Below are 22,245 nucleotides of genomic sequence, written 5' to 3'. Positions count from 1 at the left end.
CTATTTGTAAGCATTGGTTTTTGGATGGTTGCGAGCTTGCGTAGCCGTTCATCAGGCTGTGGCTGTTCGGGACGCGCCGGCTGGAAAATCTGCGGAAGCGGCGTCATGCTATGCTCAGAGCAAGTGAACAAGGGCTTTCATAATGACTAAACCAGCCACTGACAGCGTCGCAACCGAGGTTCGTCGGCTTGCCAAGGCACATCACGTTACCGCAGACCGTGACAGCATGAGCTGCATGGCGGTTACCATCACTCGTCTGGCAGGAGATGTAGTTGAATTGGACGGTGTTGAGCAATTGCTCGTCAACCTCAAAAAGAAAGGTGTGCTGAACAAGTCCGAAATCATGTCGTACCAAGGACGCTACCTTGAGGAAAAGAGGCGTTCGAAAAAGAAGCTTAGTGCATGATATTTGATCCTTTCGGCGATTTCGAAACAGCGGGTTACCTTCAAAACTCGCTCAAGCTCAAAGACCCCACTGAAGTAAAAGAGTCCGAGCATCTCGCCTTCGAAGCGAGTATCGAAGACGCTTTGGCCTATCTGGCAAAGAGAAAAACCATCGATTTCAAATCCGTTCTAAAGACACATGAAATCCTGTTCTCCGGTTTCTATCCCTGGGCGGGAAAAGACAGGAACGAACTCGTCCCCCACCTCGCTGTTTTCAAGGGATCGAAAGAAGATCCTCACCACACAGTCTTTGAACGTCCCGACCTCATTAAAAGGTCCGTCGAGTACGCTCTTGAACTTGCAGCAAACAAGAAACGCTTCAGAGATCGTCCAGGGGAAGTGATGGGGCAGCTCGCCTCTGCTCACCCGTTTCTGGATGGCAATGGCCGCACAATACTGCTCGTGTACATGGAGCTGTGCTATCGGACGAGGTTTGCCATCGATTGGTCAGAAACCAACAAGGACGAGTATCTCCGCGCACTCAGTAATGAAATTCAAGATCCGTTCAAAGGGCATCTCGACACCTACCTGTTACCGTTCGTCATCGACATCTCCAGCCGTGACGAATGGCCGGAGATGATCGGCGGCATAAAAGGATTGGATGGTCTGGACAAAGAAGGCATTACGTACGGGAGCCTTGACGACCCAGAGATTCAGCAGCTCTATAAAACCTATAGAGCTCAGCCAATCGAATGACGGGCGCGTCCGGAGTAACGCAATAAAAACGAAAGCCTGCTTTTTTCAAAGCAGGCTTTCGTCCATCCAGCATCCGGTTATTTCTGATGCGCCGTCAGTGCCGCGTAACCATTCATCAAGTTGCGGTAGTTCGGGATGCGCTGGGACAGCAGGTTGCCCAAGCCTTCGATGTCGTTGCGCCAGTCGCGGTGCAGTTCGCAGGCGACCGAGAACCAGTTCATCATCTGTGCGCCGGCCTGGGTCATGCGGTTCCACGCGGCTTGCTGCACGGTGGTGTTGAAGGTGCCGGAAGCGTCGGTCACCACGAACACGTCAAACCCTTCCGCCAGCGCCGACAGGGTCGGGAACGCTACGCACACGTCGGTCACGACACCGGCAATGATGATCTGCTTGCGACCGGTGGCCTTGATCGCCTTGACGAAGTCTTCGTTGTCCCAAGCGTTGATCTGGCCTGGGCGGGCGATGTACGGCGCGTCCGGGAACATTTCCTTGAGCTCCGGCACCAGCGGGCCGTTCGGGCCTTGTTCGAAGCTGGTGGTGAGGATGGTCGGCAACTCGAAGAATTTGGCCAGATCAGCCAGCGCCAGCACGTTGTTCTTGAACTCGTTTGGCGAGAAGTCCTGAACCAGAGAAATCAGACCGGTCTGGTGGTCGACCAGCAGAACTACGGCGTCGTCTTTGTTCAGGCGGTTGTAGGATGGAGTGCTCATGTTTGAATCCCTTTTTAGTTGTGGAAGTGCGTTTGCGTTCAAGATGGGCACAGATTACTGACTCGCCTGAAAGCGATAAATCGCCTGAAAAGCGTTTCACCGTCAACCCAAAACGGACAATCCACTCAAACTGCCAGGCAGTTCACACAGCCACCCCGACCTTCGCGCCTATCCTTGTCATAATGTTCACCCGCTCAGAACGACCTCCAGGGAAATGTTGATGCCCGGACGCAAGACGCAAGCGCCCACTCCAGATGAAGCACCGCGCGCGCCCCGCAAAGGGGTGAAGGCCGGCTCGACCTTTCGGCTGACCGTCAGTTTCATGCTGATGGTGGTCGTGGCCTTTCTGGCGGTAGAGAGCTGGCGGACTTGGCGCGACTATCGTTCGGTCTTTGCGTCCGCGCGTGATTCGGTGACCAACCTCGCCCGCGCCACGGCGCAGCATGCCGAGGACACCATCCGCCAAGTCGATGTGCTGACTGCGGGGCTGGCCGAGCGGGTCGAAGGCGATGGTCTGCAGAACCTGGATGTGGCGCGGATTCACAAGCTGCTCATCCAGCAGTCGAAAATCATGCCGCAGCTGCACGGCCTGTTCATCTACGGTCCGGACGGCCATTGGATCGTGACCGACAAGGAGGTCACGCCCGAGACCGCCAACAACGCCGACCGTGATTATTTCCAGTACCACCGCACCCATGAAGACCGGCGCGTGCGCATCGGTCAGGTGGTGGAGAGCCGTTCCACCCACGACCTGATCATTCCGATCTCACGACGTTTGAATAACCCCGATGGCTCGTTCGCCGGCGTGCTGCTGGGGACGGTCAAGGTCAGTTATTTCGTCGATTATTACGGTGACTTCCGCATCGATGACAAAGGCGCGCTGGTGCTGGCGATGCGCGACGGCACGATTCTCGTGCGCCGGCCGTTCATTGCCTCGGTGGTCGGCAAAAGCCTGGCGAACAGCGAGATCTTCAAGACCTACCTGCCCAACGCCAATCAGGGCATTGTCCAGATCAGGGCGGTGGTTGACGACACTGAGCGGCTTTACGGCTATCGCGCACTAACCACTTACCCGCTGGTGGTCGAGGCCGGTTTGTCCCGGGATTCCATCATCGCGCCGTGGCGCCAGGACCTGCTGAAAAACGGCTTCGTGCTGGTGTTCCTGATTCTGGTGCTGGCCTGTTTCGGGCTCATCGTCCTGAGCCAGTTGCGCCAGCGGATGGCGATGGAACGGGAGATCCGTTCCGCGCACAAGACCATGCGCGACATGGCGCTGACCGACAGCCTCACAGGCCTCGGCAATCGCCGTCGACTGGACGCGGCGCTGACGGATGAGATTCGCCTGGCCCGACGTCAGGGTTCTCCGCTGTCATTGATCATGCTCGATGTCGACTACTTCAAGCGCTACAACGACCAGTACGGTCACGCTGCCGGCGATGACTGCCTGATCGCGGTCGGCGACGGGATTCGCAAAGCGGTCAAGCGGCCTTCGGATCTGGCTGTTCGCTACGGTGGCGAGGAATTCACCGTGCTGCTGCCCAACACCGACAGCGCCGGGGCAATTCAGGTGGCTGAAGACATTCTGCAGACCATTCGCTCGCTGGAGCTTGAACATGCCGGGCATCCACTGGGGTATGTCACTGCGAGTGCCGGGATCACCACGCGTTATCCGGTTGACGATGCGGTGACCCCGGCCACTTTGCTCAAGTCAGCCGATACTTGTCTGTATCAGGCCAAGCAGCAAGGGCGGAACCGCTGGTGCTCGGCGCAGGCATCCCGGCAAATCCAGCCGATTGCGGCGATGCCGCGCACGGATCGCTGAGTGCAACTAAAACCAGCCAATTCCAGCGTCCTTCACGTACATAAGCAGCGTCCTACAGCAGCCGTCCCTCACGCCTGATTACGTGGGCACCCTCGCCTTCGATACCATCTACTGCCTGATCCGGACAGAACACAGAGGATGCGAAGAAAAGGCGTCTTTCCGCTGGACCTCGATTCAAGCAACCAGGCACGAGAGGTGTCCATGAAACACAAGAAGCCAAAAGCTCAACCAGCGCTTGCTTCCAGACTTCGTACCGAAGAACCCGGTTTGCCCATCAGGGTTTCAGCCAGTCAGCGGCATTTTTTGAAAGTAGCCGCAACGTGTGGCAAAGAAATGGAGCCTGATGGTTGGCTCGCCGGTGGTGGGCAAACACCGTAAGCCGACGCTTCACGATTTATTTACCGGCTCAACCTTGGAATCGGCTCACACTCCCTCATATCAAGGAACATCTGCGACCCACTCGAGAGGAAGGACATGCCATGACCACTCAAACCGAAACTGCCATTCTCGCCGGCGGCTGCTTCTGGGGCATGCAGGATCTGTTGCGCCGCTACCCCGGCGTGCTACAGACGCGGGTCGGTTATTCCGGCGGTGACGTGCCGAACGCCACCTACCGCAACCATGGCAATCACGCCGAGGCCATCGAAATCGTCTTCGACCCTGCCGTGATCAGCTATCGGCAGATCCTTGAGTTTTTCTTTCAGATCCACGATCCGAGCACGCCCAACCGTCAGGGCAACGACCTCGGTCCGAGCTATCGTTCGGCGATCTATTACCTGAACGAGCAGCAACGCGATGTCGCCGAAGACACTGCGGCCGATGTCGACGCGTCAGGCCTCTGGCCAGGCCGGGTGGTTACCGAAATCGAACCGGCGGGACCGTTCTGGGAAGCGGAGCCGGAGCATCAGGATTACCTCGAGCGCATTCCGAATGGCTACACCTGCCACTTCATTCGCCCGAACTGGAAGCTGCCGAAACGCGGTTGAGGTGCAGCGGGGGTCGGTGCAGTAACCCGTTCATCTATTGCTGCAGCGACACCTGACTGCTTGTATCCTTGCGCACGATGAGGACGAACGGCTGCCGTTATTGCCTTGATCCAATAGCCTCTGGAACGGAAAAACGGACTTTCCATAAGGTAGTGACGTGAAGCGAGATACGCACCTGGTTGTGCTTTTGCTGTTGGTTATCGGCTGTTCCCTGGCCTCACTGACTGTCTGGAAGGTGCTGGCCTCTCGAGAGCGAGCGCTGGAGGAAGTGGACGTTCACGGGTTGAACCTGACCCAGGCGCTTGTCACCTATTCCGAAGGCATTGTCCGCCAAAGTTCGGCGCTTTTGCTCGGGCTCGTCGAACGCCTGGAAACCGAAGGCAGTGGCCCCGTTCAGATCCAGCGGATCAGTTCGCTGATCGACCGGCAGGAGCCGCTGATGCCACAGCTCAGCGGCATCACCATCTACGACAGTCAGGGACGCTGGCTGATGTCCTCCAACCGGCCGATTCCGGCCGGGGCAAATAGCAGTGATCGGGCCTATTTCATTCATCACCGCGATGATCCCTCCCCCGAGACCTTTATCGGTCCGCCCATTCAGAGCCGCTCCAATCAGGAATGGGTCATCACCGTCAGTCGACGCTTCAATGATGCTCGCGGTGAGTTTGCCGGAGTGGTCGCGGTGACCTTGGGCATCGAAAACTTTCTGCGGCTGTTTGGAAAGATCGATGTCGGCCAGGAGGGTGCCATCGGATTGTCCTATACCGATGGTACGTTGCTGGTTCGCTACCCCTTCCGCGAGCAGGACATGGGGCGCAATTTTTCAAAGTCGCCGATCTACGCCAAGTACCTGGTGGATCGCTCTGTCGGCACCGCCTCGTTCACGTCCAGCCTGGACGGTGTGGAAAGGCTCTACGCCTTTCGCAAAAGTGACCGGCTGCCGCTGATCACGACCGTCGCTCTCGGGAAACGCGAAGCCCTCGCCGCGTGGCGAACGGAGGCGCTGCTATCGGCCGTGGTGGTAACGGGCTTGCTGGCGCTTACCGGTCTCATCGGCTGGTTTTTGATACTGGATATCCGACGCAGAACCCAAGTAGAAGCGGAGTTGATGGGCACTCAGCAGCAGTTGCTTTCGTCAAACAGGCAACTCGAGCTGTTGGCGATGAAGGACGCCCTGACCGGTCTGGCCAATCGACGCTGTTTCGATGTGACGCTGGACCTGGAGGCGCGACGAGCGCAGCGCGACGGCACGTCCTTGGCACTGCTGATGATTGATATCGACTACTTCAAACTGTTCAACGATTCCTACGGGCATGTTGCCGGCGACGATTGTCTGCAACGCGTTGGCAACGTCGTGGAGACGTGCGTGCGCCGTCCCTCGGATCTTGTGGCGCGGTATGGCGGTGAAGAGATGGGCGTCATCATGCCCAATACCGACAGCGAAGGTGCGCAGATCGTGGCGCAACTGATCCTCGACCGGTTGCAGCAAGCGAACATTTCCCACGAATCCAGCCCGTTGGGACGAGTGAGTGTCAGCATCGGGATTGCCACTGCCGCCGGTTCCCGACTCACCCCCGTGCAAGGTTTGATCGAAGCCGCCGATCAGGCACTGTACAGTGCCAAGGCCTTGGGGCGAAACAGGTCGGTGAAACTGCCCGGCTTGATCTAGCCTTAAGTGAAACCACGCGGGAGAAAACCACCATGCCCCTCCCCCCCAAACACCTGTTCGCCCTTGCCATGGGTGTCGTCTCTTGCATGACGGCGCATGTTCAAGGGGCTGACACACTACAGCCACCCGCAATACTCCCGGTGCAATCCGAATCGGCGCCGCAGCTCATCGCCTACCCGCCCCTCCCTGCGCCACTTGCCCGTGGTGTTGTCATCATCCAGTACCGAACCGAACATGCCCGAATCATGCCGGTGTTTGGCAATGCGGCGGCGGAAGTATCACCTCGTCTCGGTCACCTGCATGTCACTGTCGACGACTGGAAAGGCACCTGGGCGCACACCAGTGAAGATCCGATCATCCTGGTGGGGCTGACACCCGGCAATCATAAGGTTCTGCTTGAAGTGGCGGATCCGACTCACCGGGTTCTCACCAGTGCGACAGTCAATTTTGTCGTTCCCGAGAAGACGCCCTGAAGAGGCCATACATCGAAAAGCGCCCATGCCCTCCACGCTTATCAGCCTCGTCACCTGGCTTGCCCTTGTAGCGCCCGCCCAGGCTGACACCTGCCCCGCCGGCGAAAAACAAGTGTGCCTCGACAGCTGCATTTGTCTGCCGGACCCGGGGCGTCTCTCTGAAGACCTCTTTCGGATCGCGGCTCCCGCGCTGGCCATGGGATTGACTCAGGCCCGCGCCGAAGCCGCCAGCACCGACATCAAATCGATTCCCCCGCATATCCGGGAGCAACTGCTGCGCTGGTATGAACCCAGTTTCCTCGATGCCGTGCACTACAAAATCACCGACGACGGCCAATACAACGCCGCCACGGCCATCCTGCAAAACCCGGATGTCGGCGCGGTGACGCTGATCGACATCATCCTGTTCCGCGACGCTGAGACCGCAGAGCAGAACGTGGCGCTCTGGGCGCACGAACTGAAGCACGTGCAGCAGTTTCAGGAATGGGGAGTCGACGGTTTTGCGCAGCGGTATACGCAGGATTTCAATGCGGTCGAGGCACCGGCGTATGCGATACAGGGCGAGGTCAGACGTTGGCTGCGAGCCGAAGCCCGATGATCGGACATCCCCTGCGTCCATGCCGGGGATAGCCCCACCGTTCAAGCACCAGAAAAACCCTAGGCCTTGCCCGCCGAAACCGCCGCCCTCACCTGCCCATGCTGCCGCGTGGTCACCAGCCCGATAAAGGAAATCGCCAGCGCCAGCCCAATGGTCGACGTCACTTCCAGACGATGCTCGGGCGTCACCATCATCACCGCCAGCGCAGCGCAGATGAACGCGATCACCAGCCACGTCAGCCACGGAAACAGCCACATGCGAAACGTCAGCTCGACGTTCTGCCGACGCAGCATCCGGCGCATACGCAATTGCGAAACCGCGATCACCAGATACACCAGCAACGCAATCGCGCCGGAGCTGGCGAGCAGAAACTGAAACAGCCCGGCCGGCATGAAATAGCTGAACAGCGTCACCCCGGCACCGATCACGGTGCTGGCGATCACCGCCGCCCTCGGCACGCCCGCCGCGGAGGTCACCTTCAGCGGTTGCGGAGCATCGCCGCGTCGGCCCAGCGAGAACAGCATCCGCGAGGAAATGTAGATCGAGGAATTCATGCAACTGGCCACCGCGATCAGCACGACCACATCAACCAGGAATTTGGCGTTGGGAACGTTCATCAGCTCCAGCGCGCGCTGGTAAGAGCCGACGGACGCCAGCAGCGGATCGTTCCAGGGCACCACGGAAATCACCACGAAAATCGACAGTAGATAAAACACGCCGATGCGCCAGATCACCGAGCGCGTGGCCTTGGCGATGTTCTGCGCCGGGTTGCTCGATTCGGCGGCCGCGATGGTCACCGCTTCCGTCCCGATAAAACTGAACATGATGGTGATAAAGGCCCCGACCACCGCCGACAAACCATTGGGCGCAAACCCGCCATGCTCTTCCATCAACCGGCTCAAACCGCTGGCCTCACGCTCCGGAATCCAGCCCATCAACACCGAAAAACCCAGCCCGATGAACCCGATGATCGCCACCACTTTGGCCATCGCAAACCAGAACTCGAACTCGCCGTACTTGGACACGCTGAACAGGTTGGTTACCACCAGCAAAATGATCGACAACAACGCGAACAACCACGCATCGACCTGGGGAAACCACTGATTCAACACATGCCCGGCGGCCAGCGCTTCGATCGGAATGACCAGCACCCAGAACCACCAATACAACCAACCGATGGTGAACCCCGCCCAGCGCCCGATGGCCTGATCGGCATAGGTGGAAAATGATCCCGTGTCCGGATGGGCCACGGCCATTTCGCCGAGCATGCGCATGACCAGCACAACCAGCAGACCGGAGAAGAGATAAGCGAGCAAGACGGCCGGGCCGGCGGCGGCAATGGCGTGGCCGGAGCCGACAAACAGCCCCGCACCAATGATGCCGGCGATGGAAAGCATGGTGACATGACGCGGCTTGAAGCCCTGCGCCAACTGACCGTTCGAGTCCTTCGAGTTCAGACTATTCATTGTTTTTTTTGTTCTCTGGTGATCGACGTTTGGGCGTACTGACGACGTGTCAGGCGATCATCATTTCTTCCTGTTGCCCTGCTCCAGAGCGGCGCACCTCAAGCGCTGCAGCGTTACAAATCGGTCGGACGACGACGCAGGGCGATGAAATGATGCGTCACCTTACGTGCCTGGAGTTGATCGCAAATAGCCTGGGAGCGGCACGACGGTGTCTGATTTCGACATGGTGAATAGCGTTCGGGCCCGTTCGAGAGCGCCTTCACAAAATTAAAAAAGGGGACTGATTTATTTAGGAAAAATAGATCAGTCCCCTTTTTCTGGCCGTCCCCTTTTTCTGGCCGGTGTCAGCCCTTGGTCAGATCAACCAACGGTGTCTGCCGCACCTCGGTCTCCCGCCCGCCCTGAATGTCGCTCACCTGCTTCAAGGCCCTGTCCACCGCCGCCTTATCCGCCAACAAGCTGTAGCTGATGCGGAACTGTTTGTGTTCCTTCGGCCCGATGGTGGGAACCAGGTTCAGTGGCCGCTGATAACGGCGGTTGTAGGAAAAACTCGTCCCCGGCTCCAGCCCGGTGACATAACCCTGACCTTGGGTATCGGTGTTCTTCCACAGGGAAAACACCGGCAATGTCTGAGTATTGAAGCCAACCGAAACGCCCAGGCTGCCGGCCTTGTTATGCAACACGGTCAACGTATCGCCCTTGGCATCGGCATAGGGCACGACGTTGTAAACCGTTTCGTCGTAGTCCTTGGTCGGTGCGCGGTAGGTTTGCCATTCAGCCAAATCGCCCTTGGCTTTGTCGTTGAACGGCGACACCTGTTTCACCGGCGCGGCGAAACGAGCGCCCTGCTCCAGGAACGGGGTGCTGAAGTTGCTGTGGTACAGCGCCTGGTATTCCTTCGGATAATCACCGTTGTTGGTCAGGGTGTCGTTAAGCGCGAACACTACGCTGCCGGGTTCGGTGACCAGTTCGGTGGCGACGGAGAAGTCGACTTTCTTGAACGCCTGCTCTTTCAGTTCACCGCGCAGGGTGATGGCGTACGGTGGCGTTTCATCGATGTGCAGGGTGACTTTGTTCGCAGGAATGTTGGCGGCCCGGCCGTGCAGGGTCAGCAGTTCGCCGTTGTCGACGCCGGGGTGGCCGACCCATTCGTATCCGCAGCGGGTCACCAGTTCGTTGAAACCCTCCAGCCAGCCCAGCCCCCCACGGCCATTGAGTTCGATGAAGGACGGATTGACTACCTCTTTGACTGGCGAATCCCAGCCCATGCGCACATTGCCGACCGAAGCCTGCAAGACGTTCATTCCCCGCGTCGGCACTACCGAGAGTTTCATCGTGCCGTTATCGATTTCGACAATGCTGACGCCCTCCTGCCGACCGCCATGCAAGGTGCGCAGGCTGACGCTGAAAGGTTTGTCGGTTTTCACGCCGAGTTGCTGGCTGGTGATCTGCCAGTTCTGAGCGGCTTTGTCGGTGTCGAGCAGAACGTAATCCCAGGCCATGGCGTGGGAGGCAGCGGACAGTGCGCTGAGAGCAACAACGAGTTTGAGCGGGGTCATGGGAGCAGCCTTTCTTGGAGTTGTGCCGTTTTTATAAACCTGCTGAAACGTTTCATCAAGCTTAAAAAGCGACGCGCGCTGGTAGATGACGAGAAAGAATGGGGACGGAGAGGAAAATTGAAATCGATGTGATGGGGTTATCCCGCAGACGGGAGTCCGCTTTTTTCAGGAATGGCATGGACGTCTGATTTCGACATGGCGAGGGCGACGTGTTTAAGCGTTTTATGAATGGTGTTTAGAAACGCCCGGCATTACTTCCCCACGGCTACAGCGTCTTGCGTCATTGCCTACGACTACGCCAGAATCCGCCGGCTTGTGCGTCAGGGGTGCGGGTTTTATCGTTTCCGGGTCACTGAAAAACAGTGATCGGGTTTGGTAGCCCGCAGCGCTGACGCATCGCGTCACCTCATTCAGTTGCATTCATGCGACTGGATTTATGGTGGCCATGCTCAGGGCTTCTTCGGAAGCGCCGGTTCCAGTGCTCCGGTCTACCAACCTGCGTATGGTCGCCACCCCTCGTTTGGTAGCGAGAGTGGATGACTCCCCTTTAATAAGTGCTGGAGATTCATCTATGTTCAAACCAACTCCGAACCCACCGGAAACCGATCCGGTTTCTCCCTACAAATTTCCCGATTCCCGGACACTCAACGAAGCGGCCGAACGCGCGCTCGACCACTATCTCACTCCGCAGCAACGGATCATGGGCAGCCATCACAAACACGACCCCATGTACCTGGCCAACCCGGCCTACAACACCGAATCACTCCTGGCCAACGCCAGCGAATCACTTGGGTCCGCCAGCGAAATGCTCAACAACTTCGCCGCCACGCTGGAGCCTGCTCATCGCAAAACCGCGATCGGCATTGCGCAGTTGGTGATGTTGAGTGAGTTGGCGGTGAATCAGGCGTTGGATCATGTTGAGGTTAAGAGCTAAACCCCTGCCCTCTATAGCGTCCGGATAGTACGCATCGACAGAGGGAATGAGCGTTGCCAATAGCTGCCATGGTAAATGGCAGCTATTGGCCAAGAAGAGACAGTGGACATTACCCACGCCAAGGCGCTAGCGTCAGCCCCTTCAATGTGAGGGCTACAACATGGACGCTATTGCCGACTACTCAAATGAACACCACCGCCGTTGCGTCGTGCAACTCTGGCAAACCGTTTTCGGCTACGAAACCGCGCACAACACTCCCAGCCTTGCCATCGACAAAAAACTGGCCGCAGCGGATGGCCTTTTCTTTGTTGCCCTGTCAGGAAATGAAGTTGTTGGCACCGTTCTCGCCGGATACGACGGCCATCGTGGATGGTTGTATTCGGTGGCGGTTCACCCGTCGCATCGCAGAAAAGGCATAGGGATCAATCTGGTCCGTCATGCAGAGGGGGCTTTGACGGCGCGAGGCTGCATGAAAATAAATCTGCAAATCGTCAGCTCAAATGAAAGTGTCAAAGCTTTTTATGAGTCTCTGGGCTACTCGACCGAACCCCGCATCAGCATGGGGAAGAAGATCGAGTCGAATATAGTGGTGCCTGAAGAGAAGCCTTGGTGAGCGTCCGCTTTGGGCTACAGCTCTTCGCGAAAAGCATTATCCGGCTAGATGAGTCTCAGATTTATTTTCCGTTTTTTGGTAGAAAATAAATCCGTCCATTTTTGCGCCCCCATTTTTGCGTTTTGGAATTTTTGTTATCGGTATTTGCCAATTGGTATTGCGTACGGTGTGCGTATCGCCCGAGCGATACGCGTCAGTTTGTGAGCCAAGGCAACATACTACGAAATTTGAGAAGCCTCACGGTGTAACTACTTTCATTAGCTCGCCATATACAAGCCGTGCCTGTTGAGAACTACTTTCTTCAGTACAGGGCTCCCAATTAGATACTGCGCCATAGATTCTTCTCAAGCCAGATGGTTTAAAACACCTTAATTCATCAGTTATAGATACAGCGTAACCATAAAACTCTAGCCAATGGCCTGTATAACCCCCCTTTGCACCTTGACAATACTCGATGCCTTGATAACCTCTCATTCTAAAGTACATGCCTAGAACTTCACACCAAGCTTTATTTGTTTCATCTTTTGCAAGCTGGAAGCTTTTGGGAATTGCACTCCAATCCAGCTTGCGTAGAGACATATTAATCTCCGTGAACTCATACTCTATAAATTTTGGCTTTAAATTTAGCTTTATACGATACTTCTCGATTTCGTCATAAGCTTCTCGAATTGTTTTGACCCCTCTTAATGGATCATCACTATCATCCTCCAGACTTAGCCTATATGACTTCAATGCCTCCTTGAGCTCACTACTGAACTCCATGCATACCACTTCTATGATTGTGATGCACAGCGAGCTAAGAAAAAAGATCTCTGCAATAGAGTTTGGATGATCCTGATTCTTAGTGTAATCACTCAGCAAAATAACTTCATCCTTCCTGCCGTCCACCCTGAAGTTATGAGCAGCCAGTGCATTTCTATAATCTCTCAACCCTTTTAATCCTTCGATCCTTTCTAAAGCTGGCTTGGTCGCCCTGCATACACCCTTGACTCTTTCGCTATCTTTAGCCAAGGATCTGAATGCTTTAAATTCATCTAAAAACGCGCATACATCAATAACTTGCTTTAAGAACAATGACTGTTTGAGATCCTCATTGAAGTGACCAAGATCCTTGCATCGCTTACTGTATTTTTTTGTCAAAGACACGGAAAACTCAATTAAAAACAAGTCTTTTTCGAACTTCTCTTTAAGGAGGTCGAAAATTATCAAACTATTGTACAACTGCTTCATTAAATTACCTCTAAGTTATTTTTTACCTTCAAGCAAAACAGTGCAAGCTTAAACAGCAAAAGAAAAAAATAGGAAAAATGGGGACAGATTTATTTTAGAAAAAAATCCGTCCCCATTTTTGCTCAGTTCATCCCCGGACGCGGCACAATTCCGGCGTCATAATTTGTGAGTTACTGCATAATTGAGGGATCGTCTGATAACCAACTAATCCGGTTACGTCATACTCTGATACCGCCATTCGGACTCTATTACCATCGGACTACTCATACCACCTTGGCGATATAAAAATTTTCACATCAACCTTGCCGCGCAGTTTTTCGATATCTGTCAACAGGACTAAAGGATCCCTGATCCGAGTCTCGGGATCGTAGATAAAAAACACAATCTTATTGATGTGTTCATAAGCTGAATATCGAATTATATCAACGATGAGCTCATTCGATAGTTCTCGATCTGACAAACTCCCTCGCGTCTTCTTTATTTCAATAAGCACTCCTTCGTTGACGAGCTGAAAGTCCACCCTGGAAGCTGATCCGGCGATATCCGGGCCCCAGACTTCACGCTTGACGATTCCGAACTCCATTTGCAGCATAGGTAGCATCAGGTCCTGAACATCATACTCATCGTTAACCTCAAAAGATGGTTTTCCGCGCTGACGGGAATTCAGGGATACTACAAAAGCGTTAAATCGTTTGAAAATAAGAGCGAGCCGGTTATCTACTCCAAGCATTTCACGGGTAGGCGGCAATCGTTCTCTTGGTGAAAAATGATTTTCAAGCTCTAGCTCCTCGAGTCGGATCAGCGCTGCAGGCGAGCGACGGGATAAAAATAATAGACCAGAGACCAGCAGCATGCTCATCAAGAAAACAAACCATATGAGGTGAACAAAATTCAGCGAAACCTTGAATTTATTTTCAAATTTGTACTGAGGAGTGCCGTCCGGCCTGTGCCGTGTTCCGGGCACTACACTCACCTCGTGCTTGACGATTACACCTAGAGTAGGGAAATAGAAACTCAAGTGTGGAGGTAACGAATCGGCCACCCCCTTATTGTACCGCTCCAGCTGCCGCCCCTCATCCCGCATAGCGCTCCCATAATAGTCTGACGACAGGTACTCCCTGATGGCCGAATTCCCTAAATCAAAATCTTCGAAGACCGCATGCACCCACATGATGTAATTAGAGCCTATCGAAATAAAAGCGCATACACCCATAACTTTCGCAAAGAAGACAGCACTTCGAGTGTTTAGTATCGTGTCGACGAGGGACCGTTCTTCCCGCAACAACCCTAAATAAATGAGTATTCGATTAAACATTTTAGATCCTAAAACCTTACTTCTTTATGGTTGCCCATCGAAGCGGCAGACAGTTGGTCGATTGATATGGTTACATTGGATTGCTCTAATGACCAGCCGTCGCTAGTCGAACCGAGATTATTGCGTTCCTGTGGAGTACCACAAAAAAACGCGGAATCTTTTCAAGCTCACGATTGAAGAAATTACAATCGGATTACAGTCACTGGTTCTGGCAAGCATTAGCAGCCATGAGGGGCCGGCCTGGGTCGATAGCTGCCCTTCATGAACGGCAGCTTTCGGCCAATAGCGGCCATTCACGTAAAGGCTGCTCTCGGCCCCAAAACACTGTTCAATTGGGCGTGTAAGTATTGAGAATTATCTCCGGGCAGTTATCGGCTAATCCGCAAGCGAATGCATAGATCGCACATCATTCATCGACCATCTTTTCGAATTTTTTCATATGACGCGCTCCAAAAATCGCACTGAGAATATCAAACTCATCTTTGTGAAGTGACTTCGGCTTAAAGTTTTTCAACGCTGATTGATTAACAAGCTGATTGCTCGCTTCGGCAATACGCCCTTTTGTCGAATTGGTGGCGGCAACCGAGAACACGTCCATCAAACGAACTGCCATTTCAGCCTTGAGATCTTGAGAGTTAAGTACGCTCATGACAATTGTGAAATCGTCGAATACCGCCTTGATAGTCTGATCTGCATTAGCGAGCGCACTAATTTTGGGAAGCAGTGATAGAAAAAATGGAGCGCCTAGTTCTTTGACCCTCTCAATTGCATAGGCCCATAACCGACGCCTGTGAATATCCTCCAGAACATCCTCTGCCAGCACCTCCGCCATCAGTTCTCGTCCTGTGTCCTCCTGAGATTGGAGCCACATACGGATTGCCAAATCAGGTTGCTCTTCACTCCCTTGTGGCCCTTGCTGAAGAAGCCGCACGAGAACCTCATTCGAAGCAGGGCCATTCTTATTGGCAGCAATACACTTCCAAGCTTTTTGTAGCGTCTCTAGGTGATCGGAATTTGCCCATTCTATGGGTGACGTTAGATTGGCAGCTTGCTCAGGAGTTAGCTCGCAATACTCCCGCTCGAAAGAGCTCAATGAGACACTTGGATTAGCTGACCAGGCTGAACAACTGGCAGCAATTAATTTCTCGCGCCCCTCTTGCCCTACCAAGTCCCGTCGGAGCATATCGTGCATAGATAGTAAAATCCCTTGTCTCGTATGCGCTGGATAAGTCACTGCAAAAGCGCCAGCCTCATCGAAGATAACTTTAGGGTCGTAGCCTGAAAGGTTATCTGACTTCACTGGCCAGTATTGAGCTAGGCAGAGATGCATCCATGAAAAGTAGCCTGGATAACTTTTCCCCTGAACAAAGAGCTGCTGAAGGTAAGGACCCAAAATGCTCGGCGATGCGAATTTTAAGAGAGGAACGCTTGGTTTCAGTAGAGATCTAATGAATGCCTCATTGCTCACTTGGGCCGCGAGATGCTGAATGAGACTGTCTACATAGCTGTGCAGCGGCCCGGCTTTCCAAGCCGATGGCGGCGTATTAAGAATAAACACTTTGTATCTTTCCAAAGCGGAATCAACTGCAGCGGTGCTTGTGAGACAGGCGGAGAGAGAGGCGGCGACTGCGGTCTTAATAGGATCAGTCAATGTGTCAAATTGAGCTGCCACCAGCTTGGCGCAATCGATGGGGAGGCTTACGAAAAGCTGCGGTATCCATCCACCAATGATTCGCATGTAGTCCGTTTCGTCATTTTTTCGTAACGCAGACAGTAACGCGCACGCTTGTTCAGTCAGGAAATCGTTTTTAGCCCACATATCAGCTAAGTCGGCGGTGGCTTCTACAGTTTCAGCATCCAGAGCATCTACTCGTTCGTAAACAAACTTTAGCAGGCTTGATGCTGCGATCTCATGCTCCATCGTAGACTCTTCATCATCGAAATCCTTCGACAGTCTTGCGACGAAATTACTGACGAACTGACAAATATCATCATCGTCCGCGTGCTGAATGTTGGTTTGAGCAACCTCCCACGCCATGCGCACAGCCGACGTACCGGAAAGAGATACATAACGTGCCAACGGAGCCCAAAGCAGGGGCCTTGACTCGTTGCCCTGATCCATCATTTGATCAAATATTTTGCGTGCTCGACTAACGCTGGGAAGCATATCGAATTGAGAAGTCTTACTAGTCTCTAGCTCGTCTGCGAGCGCATTTATATAATTAAGGCCTAAGGCTGAAGACAGATTGTCGCCATAATCCTCTAGCCATTGCTCTAGCTCTTTAAAGGAAAGTTGCGTGTGTTTGTTGCCAATTGAGATATTCCGATTGAGCAACCAACTGAGTAGTTGTTCGTCTGCTCTACGCTCTAAACTGATGTTTGCACGCACGGTTAGAATCATCGGGACTGCCAAGCGAACCATATCGACGGCTTCATCAAGACTAGGCGGTTCCATGGTCTCGCGCAGAAGCTTCACTGCTTCGGAACCGCCCAGTAAGTCACCAACAAGGCGAGACGCGATAACACGCTGGTCGTCAGTAACGGCAGATCGCAGAATCTTCCCGATTTTCTCTACCCCAAGCTGCGAGCGTAGATCGAGAGAATCCCCAATTTCACGACAGAGCATACTGATTAGCTGGTAAGCAGGTGGTTCAGGCAAACGTTCTACTAAGTCAGCTACAACCCGTGATGCACGCGCTCTAAGCGCAGGTAGCTCCTGCCGAAGGTCTTCAAACATCTGATAAAGCGCTCGGGCTTCGTTTTCGTGAAGAAGAGCGTTGTCACTATGCCTTGCAAACCCCTCCAATACCCCTTGAGTATTGCCGGAAACAAAATCACCGTAAATTGGCGCTATTTTCGGTCCCAAACGTCGAGTAACAGGGTCCTCGGATAGCAGAAGCAGGCTTTGTAGCGAAGGCGGCCATCTTAAACCGTCCAAGCTTGCGACAAATTGTCGGAGTGGTCGATGTTCAGCCTTGAGAATGAACACACCTTCAGTAGTGAGCTTGAAATAGCGCTCCTTTAGACGGTCCTGCGTTTGCAGGGGTTGATCATCCAAGTTCAGCTTACGAATAACGACATCAGTGAAGCGCTGCAAAAATAAGGGATCTTCTTGAAGGTCGCGGTAAAAGTCAGGAAAACTTACCTTCATCGCACATAGTGCTCCAAGTGAAATAGGGTGCGATGTGACAGCTCCTTCGTGCAATCCACCAGGCTTGTTCGTACCAAGTCCTTCTGCCTCTCTCTTTTGAGCCACCCACCAGGCTTGAGCAAAAGCATTCACGATTTGAAGAGCGTTTCTCGGGTCTTGGACGCTCACATGAATCATTCGATCAATAATCGGAGCCAGATGGATACCACGGGCATTAAGATCCGCCGTGACGCTGGTCAGCTTAGCCAAATGAGCACGGGCGAATTCTCGCATGTCATGCCGAGGGGGCGGTGGTATCTCTAAGCGAAACTGGAAGATCCTATCCAGATATCTACGCGCATCGTTGTGGGTGACCACTGAGCCAGGAAGATCACTATTCCTTCGGCCTCTAGCAAGAGCGTCAGCTACTTTTGCCTCGTCACAAGAAATAACAAATACCAATCCAATGCCCTTTGGCAGACGACTAGCAGGTATCTCCATGAACGTGCGAACAGCATCCAGACCAAGTACCATTTCCTCGGATGAAAGACGGTCTAAATCATCAACAAACACCACCAACCTTTCACACGTTTTCCCAGAGCGACCCTCTAGGGATTGGCAGTCACCAGATTTGTAGCTCCGAATTTGATCGAGGAGCAGATCCTCGTATTGTTCAGAAGTGGTATTTGGAAGCTCTACTCGCGTGACAGGCGTCGACGAAGCAACTGCAGGTGGTTTTATATTTTTTAAAAGATATGTGTATGCCCACGTGACGCATAAAACGACGACGCTTTTCAGAAATTCGCTTTGAACATTCAATCCGATCAACGTCAGCCAGCAAATCCCAAACAATAGGGCCATTGCAGATATAAGTGCGGGTACTGGAAGTGCCCATGCCCTGAGCGTCTCCAGGGTAATTTTTAACCAACTCTTAGGTTTTTGCGTTGTCTCGCTAATCTGCCGAAACAGCTTGTCGTGGAGGTGATCCTCTTTGCCACCGAGCTCTAGGAACACATGACGCAACAAAGCACGCTTGATGTCCTGATCGTGCCCACCAAATCGCCAGGCGTTGAAAGTGATGCAATGGAATCGATCCTTTCTCAACCTCCCTTCTTGTTTGGTTGCGTCGTTTTTCAAATGGTTTGTGTATAGCTCCTTGATGCTACTTTTGCCGGTCCCCCAACCACCGAGGAGACCTATGCTAAACGGAGGAGACAGTTCCTTTGATTCGATCAGGCTTTGTAGGCCCTCAGCGAAATGCCTGTGGCCAAACGCATCCTGATCGGCACCTGAAATTTCACGATCCAGAATGGCGGGCATGACTTTTTTGTCGGTGGGCATCAATCAATCCTTCGGCCGATGGCATTTAGCTACACATACTGTAGACACTTCGATAAGGCTGCAATAGTTATCCCCACTCAATAGGACTGTACAGGCCGCGAACGTAGCCGGCATCCTTGTCTTTTTAATATTCCAAAAGAAAGAAATTGGATTGACCTCTAGGGCTAATTGCGGACTCTCATGAGCGGAAGCTATTGACCGATTCAGCGGGAAGCAGCCAATTACGAGCGCTTCTTGGCCAATAGCAGTCCTCCCAAGCACCATCACTCCCACTCAAACCGCCCCACCGAAAACAACGAAAGATCCAGCTCACTCTCCCCCCGCAAACACCACTGCGCAAACGCCTCCCCCAGCGCCGCCGAGTGTTTGAAACCATGCCCGGAGCACGCCGACACCACCAACGTGTGCTGCAACCGTGGATGTTCATCAATAATGAAATGCCGATCCGGCGTAACGGTGTAGGCACAAACCGCTGACTTCACGACCCGATCCGTCAGCCCGGCAATGCGCCCCTGCACCTGCTGCTCGTACATCTCGCGTTCTTCCTCGGCCGAGACTGTGCGATCCAGAGTTTCAGGCGTGGACGTGCTGTGATATTGCGCCGTCGCCACCTTCAAACTGCCCTCCTCCGGCAATGCGGGAAAGCCGTAGAAATCGTCGTCCGGGCCGTGAGTGAAGATGAACGTGGGTGAGTGGCCGACCAGTTCCGCGTCGGGCTCGGTTTCGAACCAGAACAGTTTTTGCCGATAGACGCTGAGCAGCCCGTCGAACGGCGCGCCAAGCAAGCCGCCCGCCCAGTTGCCGGCGGTGACCACCAGTTTGTTCGCCCGCACGGTGCGCTGGTCGGTGGTGACGGTGACGCCCTGTTCGTCCGAGCTGATGTGGGTCACGGTCTCGCCCTTGTACAGCGTGGCGCCGTGTTGTTCGGCCAGTCTGAGTTGCACGTCGATGCAGCGTTCGGGCCGTACAAAACCGCCTTCGGGCTCGAAGTAGCCAATGGCGTCGTCGCGCACCTGGGCAAACTGCGGAAAGCGCTGGCGGATCTGGGCAGCGTTGAGGACTTCGTGTTTGATGCCGTAGGTCTGTGCCAGTGCGATGGTGCGCAGGGTGAAGTCGGTTTCGTCGGCGGGGTCGAAGTCGGGGCTAGAGGTCAGCACCAGCAGGCCGGTCTGTTCGAACAGGGACTCGCCCGACAGCGCTTCCAGTTCACGCCAGATGCGGTGGGAGTTGCGCACGATGGGCACGTATTGCGCGCCCTCGCCCACGGACAGCCGGGTGATGCGGGTGTCGCCATGGCTGGAGCCGAATGTGTGCGGCGGATGGTGGCGGTCGATGCCGACCACGTTGACCCCGGCCTTCGCCAGTTGATACACCGTGGCCGCGCCCATGGCGCCGAGGCCGATGACCAGTGCTTCGCATCGTTCCATGATTGATTTCCGCTCAGGCAAAAGAGCCACAGTGAAGCGGATCAGACGATGGAAAACAATCCGCTGAAAGCCGCGCGCTGGCAAAAACGCGAAAAACCAAAAGCCGTGCGATTACCGGCCAGACTCGTTTGTCCCGTCTTGCATCGCGGCATACCCTCTGACGCCAATAAAAACCATAAGAGAGAGTCCCGCCTTGATCCGTTTCTGCAAAACTTCGCTGTGCCTCGCCGTTCTGTCCTCGTTCGTTGCCACTGCCAGTCATGCCGCCGATGTGCCTTGGGTCGATAGCGCCGTGAGCACGGTCAATCAGGAAGTCGTCGACCTGCGCCACACGATTCACCAGCATCCGGAGCTGGGCAATCTTGAGTTCAAGACCGCCGCGCTGGTGGCCGAGCGGCTCAAAGCATCGAACATTGAAGTGCGCACCGGGGTCGGCAAGACGGGTGTTGTGGGGGTGCTGAAAGGCGGATTGCCGGGGCCGGTGGTGGCGTTGCGCGCGGACATGGACGCACTGCCGGTCAAGGAGATGACGAACCTGCCGTTCGCCAGTCAGGCCACCAGCACGCGGCTGGGCAAGAGCGTGCCGGTGATGCACGCCTGCGGGCACGACACCCACACCGCCATGTTGCTGGGCGCCGCGAAGGTGCTGGCCGAGCATCGCGATCAGGTGCGCGGGACGGTGGTGTTTCTGTTTCAGCCGGCTGAAGAAGGTGCGGCCGATGTCGATGAGTTCCAAACCGACACTCTGATCGGTGCACAAGCGATGATCCGCGATGGCGCGCTCGATTCGCCCAAGGTCGAGGCGGTGTTCGGGGTGCATGTAATGGCGGGTTATCCGACCGGGCATCTGTTCTATAAATCCGGGACCGTGCTCAACAGCAGCGATTCGTTCCGCATCACGGTCAAGGGCCAGCAGACTCACGGCTCGGCGCCCTGGAGCGGTGTCGATCCGATAGTCGCCAGTCAAGGCATCATCAGCGGATTGCAGACGCTGGTCAGTCGGCGCGTCGACCTGACCCAGGGCATGGGCGTGATCAGTGTCGGCACGATCAACGGCGGCTCGGCAGCCAACATCATTCCCGAGACCGTGGAAATGACCGGGACCATTCGCACCAACAACGCCGACATCCGTGACACGATCCTGAAAAAGATGCCGCCGCTGGTGAACAGCATCGCCAGCGCTTACGAGACCCAGGCCAATCTGCTGCTGGTGAACAATGCGCCCGTGACCACCAACGATCCGGCCCTGACCGAAGCCATGATCCCGGCCCTCGAACTGGCAGCGCCGGGCAAAGTCGAGCGCCTGCCCGCCTCGCTGTCGCCGAGCGAAGACTTCTCCTATTACGCACGCAAGGTGCCGGGACTGTTCGTGTTCCTCGGCGCCACGCCGGAAGGCCAGGACATGAGTAAAGCGCCGAACAACCACAGCCCCTACTTCACCGCCGATGACGCGACAATGGCCACCGGGGTGAAGGCGCATGTGCAGTTTGTGCTCAATTATCCGGGCCGGGGTCAGCGGGGCTGATTGGCTTATGTGAAAAGGGGGCGGATGTATTCTCGTGAATACATCCGCCCCCTTTGCGGGTACTAACTGTAGTCAAACGAAATTTGGTAGTCGTTGGTACTCAGAGCGATCTGATGCTGAAAGTACGGCTGAATGGTCGCAACCCACTGTTCGACGACGTTGAAGCTGCCATTATTGATGTTGCCCTCTACTGGAATGCCTAAGGCATTCAATACTGATTCATCATCCCCCAGATCTCTTGACGACTCCTCGCCCTGGAATTCCAGGGTTGCTGCGTCGTACCACTCCAGTCTCAGTTCCATTCCCA

General features: G+C 54.7%; 18 protein-coding genes. 10 read left to right on the top strand and 8 right to left on the bottom strand.

The genetic code is table 11. From position 1 onward, the window contains the following. The first annotated feature begins 142 nt into the window (after nt 1-142). The gene (locus ABTV87_RS12445) at nt 143-406 is read left to right on the top strand and encodes a hypothetical protein (protein ID WP_007958136.1); all 264 of its coding nucleotides are present in this window, start codon (nt 143-145) and stop codon (nt 404-406) included. Next, a complete protein-coding gene (locus tag ABTV87_RS12440; RefSeq protein ID WP_007958137.1) occupies nt 403-1,140 on the top strand; it encodes a Fic family protein in 738 nt (245 codons plus the stop codon). The genes ABTV87_RS12445 and ABTV87_RS12440 overlap by 4 nt, the downstream gene beginning before the upstream one ends. 77 nt (nt 1,141-1,217) lie before the next feature. On the opposite strand, the gene ycaC is transcribed toward ABTV87_RS12440, so the two are convergent. Then, nucleotides 1,218-1,850 (bottom strand): isochorismate family cysteine hydrolase YcaC, encoded by a 633-nt coding sequence (gene ycaC, locus ABTV87_RS12435; RefSeq protein ID WP_221533484.1) that lies wholly within the window; start codon nt 1,848-1,850, stop codon nt 1,218-1,220. A gap of 220 nt (nt 1,851-2,070) precedes the next feature. Here ycaC and ABTV87_RS12430 point away from each other — a divergent pair, with 220 nt between their 5' ends. The 5 genes from ABTV87_RS12430 (at nt 2,071) to ABTV87_RS12410 (ending at nt 7,398) form a co-directional block, all read left to right on the top strand. Next, nucleotides 2,071-3,672, top strand: coding sequence for a sensor domain-containing diguanylate cyclase (locus ABTV87_RS12430; protein WP_433899628.1), 1,602 nt, complete (start codon nt 2,071-2,073; stop codon nt 3,670-3,672). A gap of 479 nt (nt 3,673-4,151) precedes the next feature. Then, a complete protein-coding gene (gene msrA / locus ABTV87_RS12425; protein ID WP_085604879.1) occupies nt 4,152-4,658 on the top strand; it encodes a peptide-methionine (S)-S-oxide reductase MsrA in 507 nt (168 codons plus the stop codon). Nucleotides 4,659-4,815: 157 nt separating this feature from the next. After that, entirely contained in the window at nt 4,816-6,327 is a 1,512-nt protein-coding gene (locus ABTV87_RS12420; RefSeq protein WP_221533486.1) for a GGDEF domain-containing protein, read from the top strand. A 32-nt stretch (nt 6,328-6,359) separates the two neighbouring features. Then, on the top strand, nt 6,360-6,800 hold the full coding sequence (locus tag ABTV87_RS12415; RefSeq protein WP_085604885.1) for a DUF6130 family protein: 441 nt from the start codon (nt 6,360-6,362) through the stop codon (nt 6,798-6,800). A gap of 25 nt (nt 6,801-6,825) precedes the next feature. Further along, a complete protein-coding gene (locus tag ABTV87_RS12410; protein ID WP_433899627.1) occupies nt 6,826-7,398 on the top strand; it encodes an eCIS core domain-containing protein in 573 nt (190 codons plus the stop codon). Between the two features lie 59 nt (nt 7,399-7,457). Here ABTV87_RS12410 and gabP read toward each other — a convergent pair whose 3' ends face one another. Both gabP and ABTV87_RS12400 read right to left on the bottom strand, forming a co-directional pair. Beyond that, nucleotides 7,458-8,864 (bottom strand): GABA permease, encoded by a 1,407-nt coding sequence (gabP, locus tag ABTV87_RS12405; protein WP_433899626.1) that lies wholly within the window; start codon nt 8,862-8,864, stop codon nt 7,458-7,460. 344 nt (nt 8,865-9,208) lie between these two features. Then, nucleotides 9,209-10,423, bottom strand: coding sequence for an aldose 1-epimerase family protein (locus ABTV87_RS12400; protein ID WP_433899625.1), 1,215 nt, complete (start codon nt 10,421-10,423; stop codon nt 9,209-9,211). Between the two features lie 571 nt (nt 10,424-10,994). On the opposite strand from ABTV87_RS12400, the gene ABTV87_RS12395 reads away from it, so the two are divergent. Together ABTV87_RS12395 and ABTV87_RS12390 are read left to right on the top strand one after the other, a co-directional pair. Then, nucleotides 10,995-11,357: a DUF6124 family protein gene (locus ABTV87_RS12395; protein ID WP_085690553.1), complete on the top strand. Its 363-nt coding sequence runs from the start codon at nt 10,995-10,997 to the stop codon at nt 11,355-11,357. A gap of 160 nt (nt 11,358-11,517) precedes the next feature. Continuing rightward, on the top strand, nt 11,518-11,970 hold the full coding sequence (locus tag ABTV87_RS12390; protein ID WP_273903630.1) for a GNAT family acetyltransferase: 453 nt from the start codon (nt 11,518-11,520) through the stop codon (nt 11,968-11,970). A 237-nt stretch (nt 11,971-12,207) separates the two neighbouring features. Here the strand turns inward: ABTV87_RS12390 and ABTV87_RS12385 are convergent, their stop codons facing one another. The 4 genes from ABTV87_RS12385 to solA form a co-directional block, all read right to left on the bottom strand. Further along, a complete protein-coding gene (locus ABTV87_RS12385; protein WP_273903632.1) occupies nt 12,208-13,200 on the bottom strand; it encodes a hypothetical protein in 993 nt (330 codons plus the stop codon). 259 nt (nt 13,201-13,459) lie between these two features. Next, nucleotides 13,460-14,515: a hypothetical protein gene (locus ABTV87_RS12380; RefSeq protein WP_433899624.1), complete on the bottom strand. Its 1,056-nt coding sequence runs from the start codon at nt 14,513-14,515 to the stop codon at nt 13,460-13,462. Between the two features lie 406 nt (nt 14,516-14,921). Next, nucleotides 14,922-18,986, bottom strand: a complete 4,065-nt coding sequence (locus ABTV87_RS12375; RefSeq protein ID WP_433899623.1) for a KAP family P-loop NTPase fold protein — start codon at nt 18,984-18,986, stop codon at nt 14,922-14,924. A 263-nt stretch (nt 18,987-19,249) separates the two neighbouring features. Continuing rightward, a complete protein-coding gene (gene solA / locus ABTV87_RS12370) occupies nt 19,250-20,413 on the bottom strand; it encodes an N-methyl-L-tryptophan oxidase (RefSeq protein ID WP_433899622.1) in 1,164 nt (387 codons plus the stop codon). 193 nt (nt 20,414-20,606) lie between these two features. On the opposite strand from solA, the gene ABTV87_RS12365 reads away from it, so the two are divergent. Then, on the top strand, nt 20,607-21,938 hold the full coding sequence (locus ABTV87_RS12365) for an amidohydrolase (protein WP_433899621.1): 1,332 nt from the start codon (nt 20,607-20,609) through the stop codon (nt 21,936-21,938). A 62-nt stretch (nt 21,939-22,000) separates the two neighbouring features. Here the strand turns inward: ABTV87_RS12365 and ABTV87_RS12360 are convergent, their stop codons facing one another. Then, on the bottom strand, nt 22,001-22,240 hold the full coding sequence (locus ABTV87_RS12360; RefSeq protein WP_433899620.1) for a colicin E3-like toxin immunity protein: 240 nt from the start codon (nt 22,238-22,240) through the stop codon (nt 22,001-22,003). Nucleotides 22,241-22,245: the final 5 nt, after the last annotated feature.

The sequence above is a fragment of the Pseudomonas sp. PSE1(2024) genome, from assembly GCF_050990555.1.
Lineage (GTDB): Bacteria > Pseudomonadota > Gammaproteobacteria > Pseudomonadales > Pseudomonadaceae > Aquipseudomonas > Aquipseudomonas aphyarum.
Note: the sequence above shows the minus strand (reverse complement) of the source record. Positions and strands in the feature narration are given on the sequence as shown.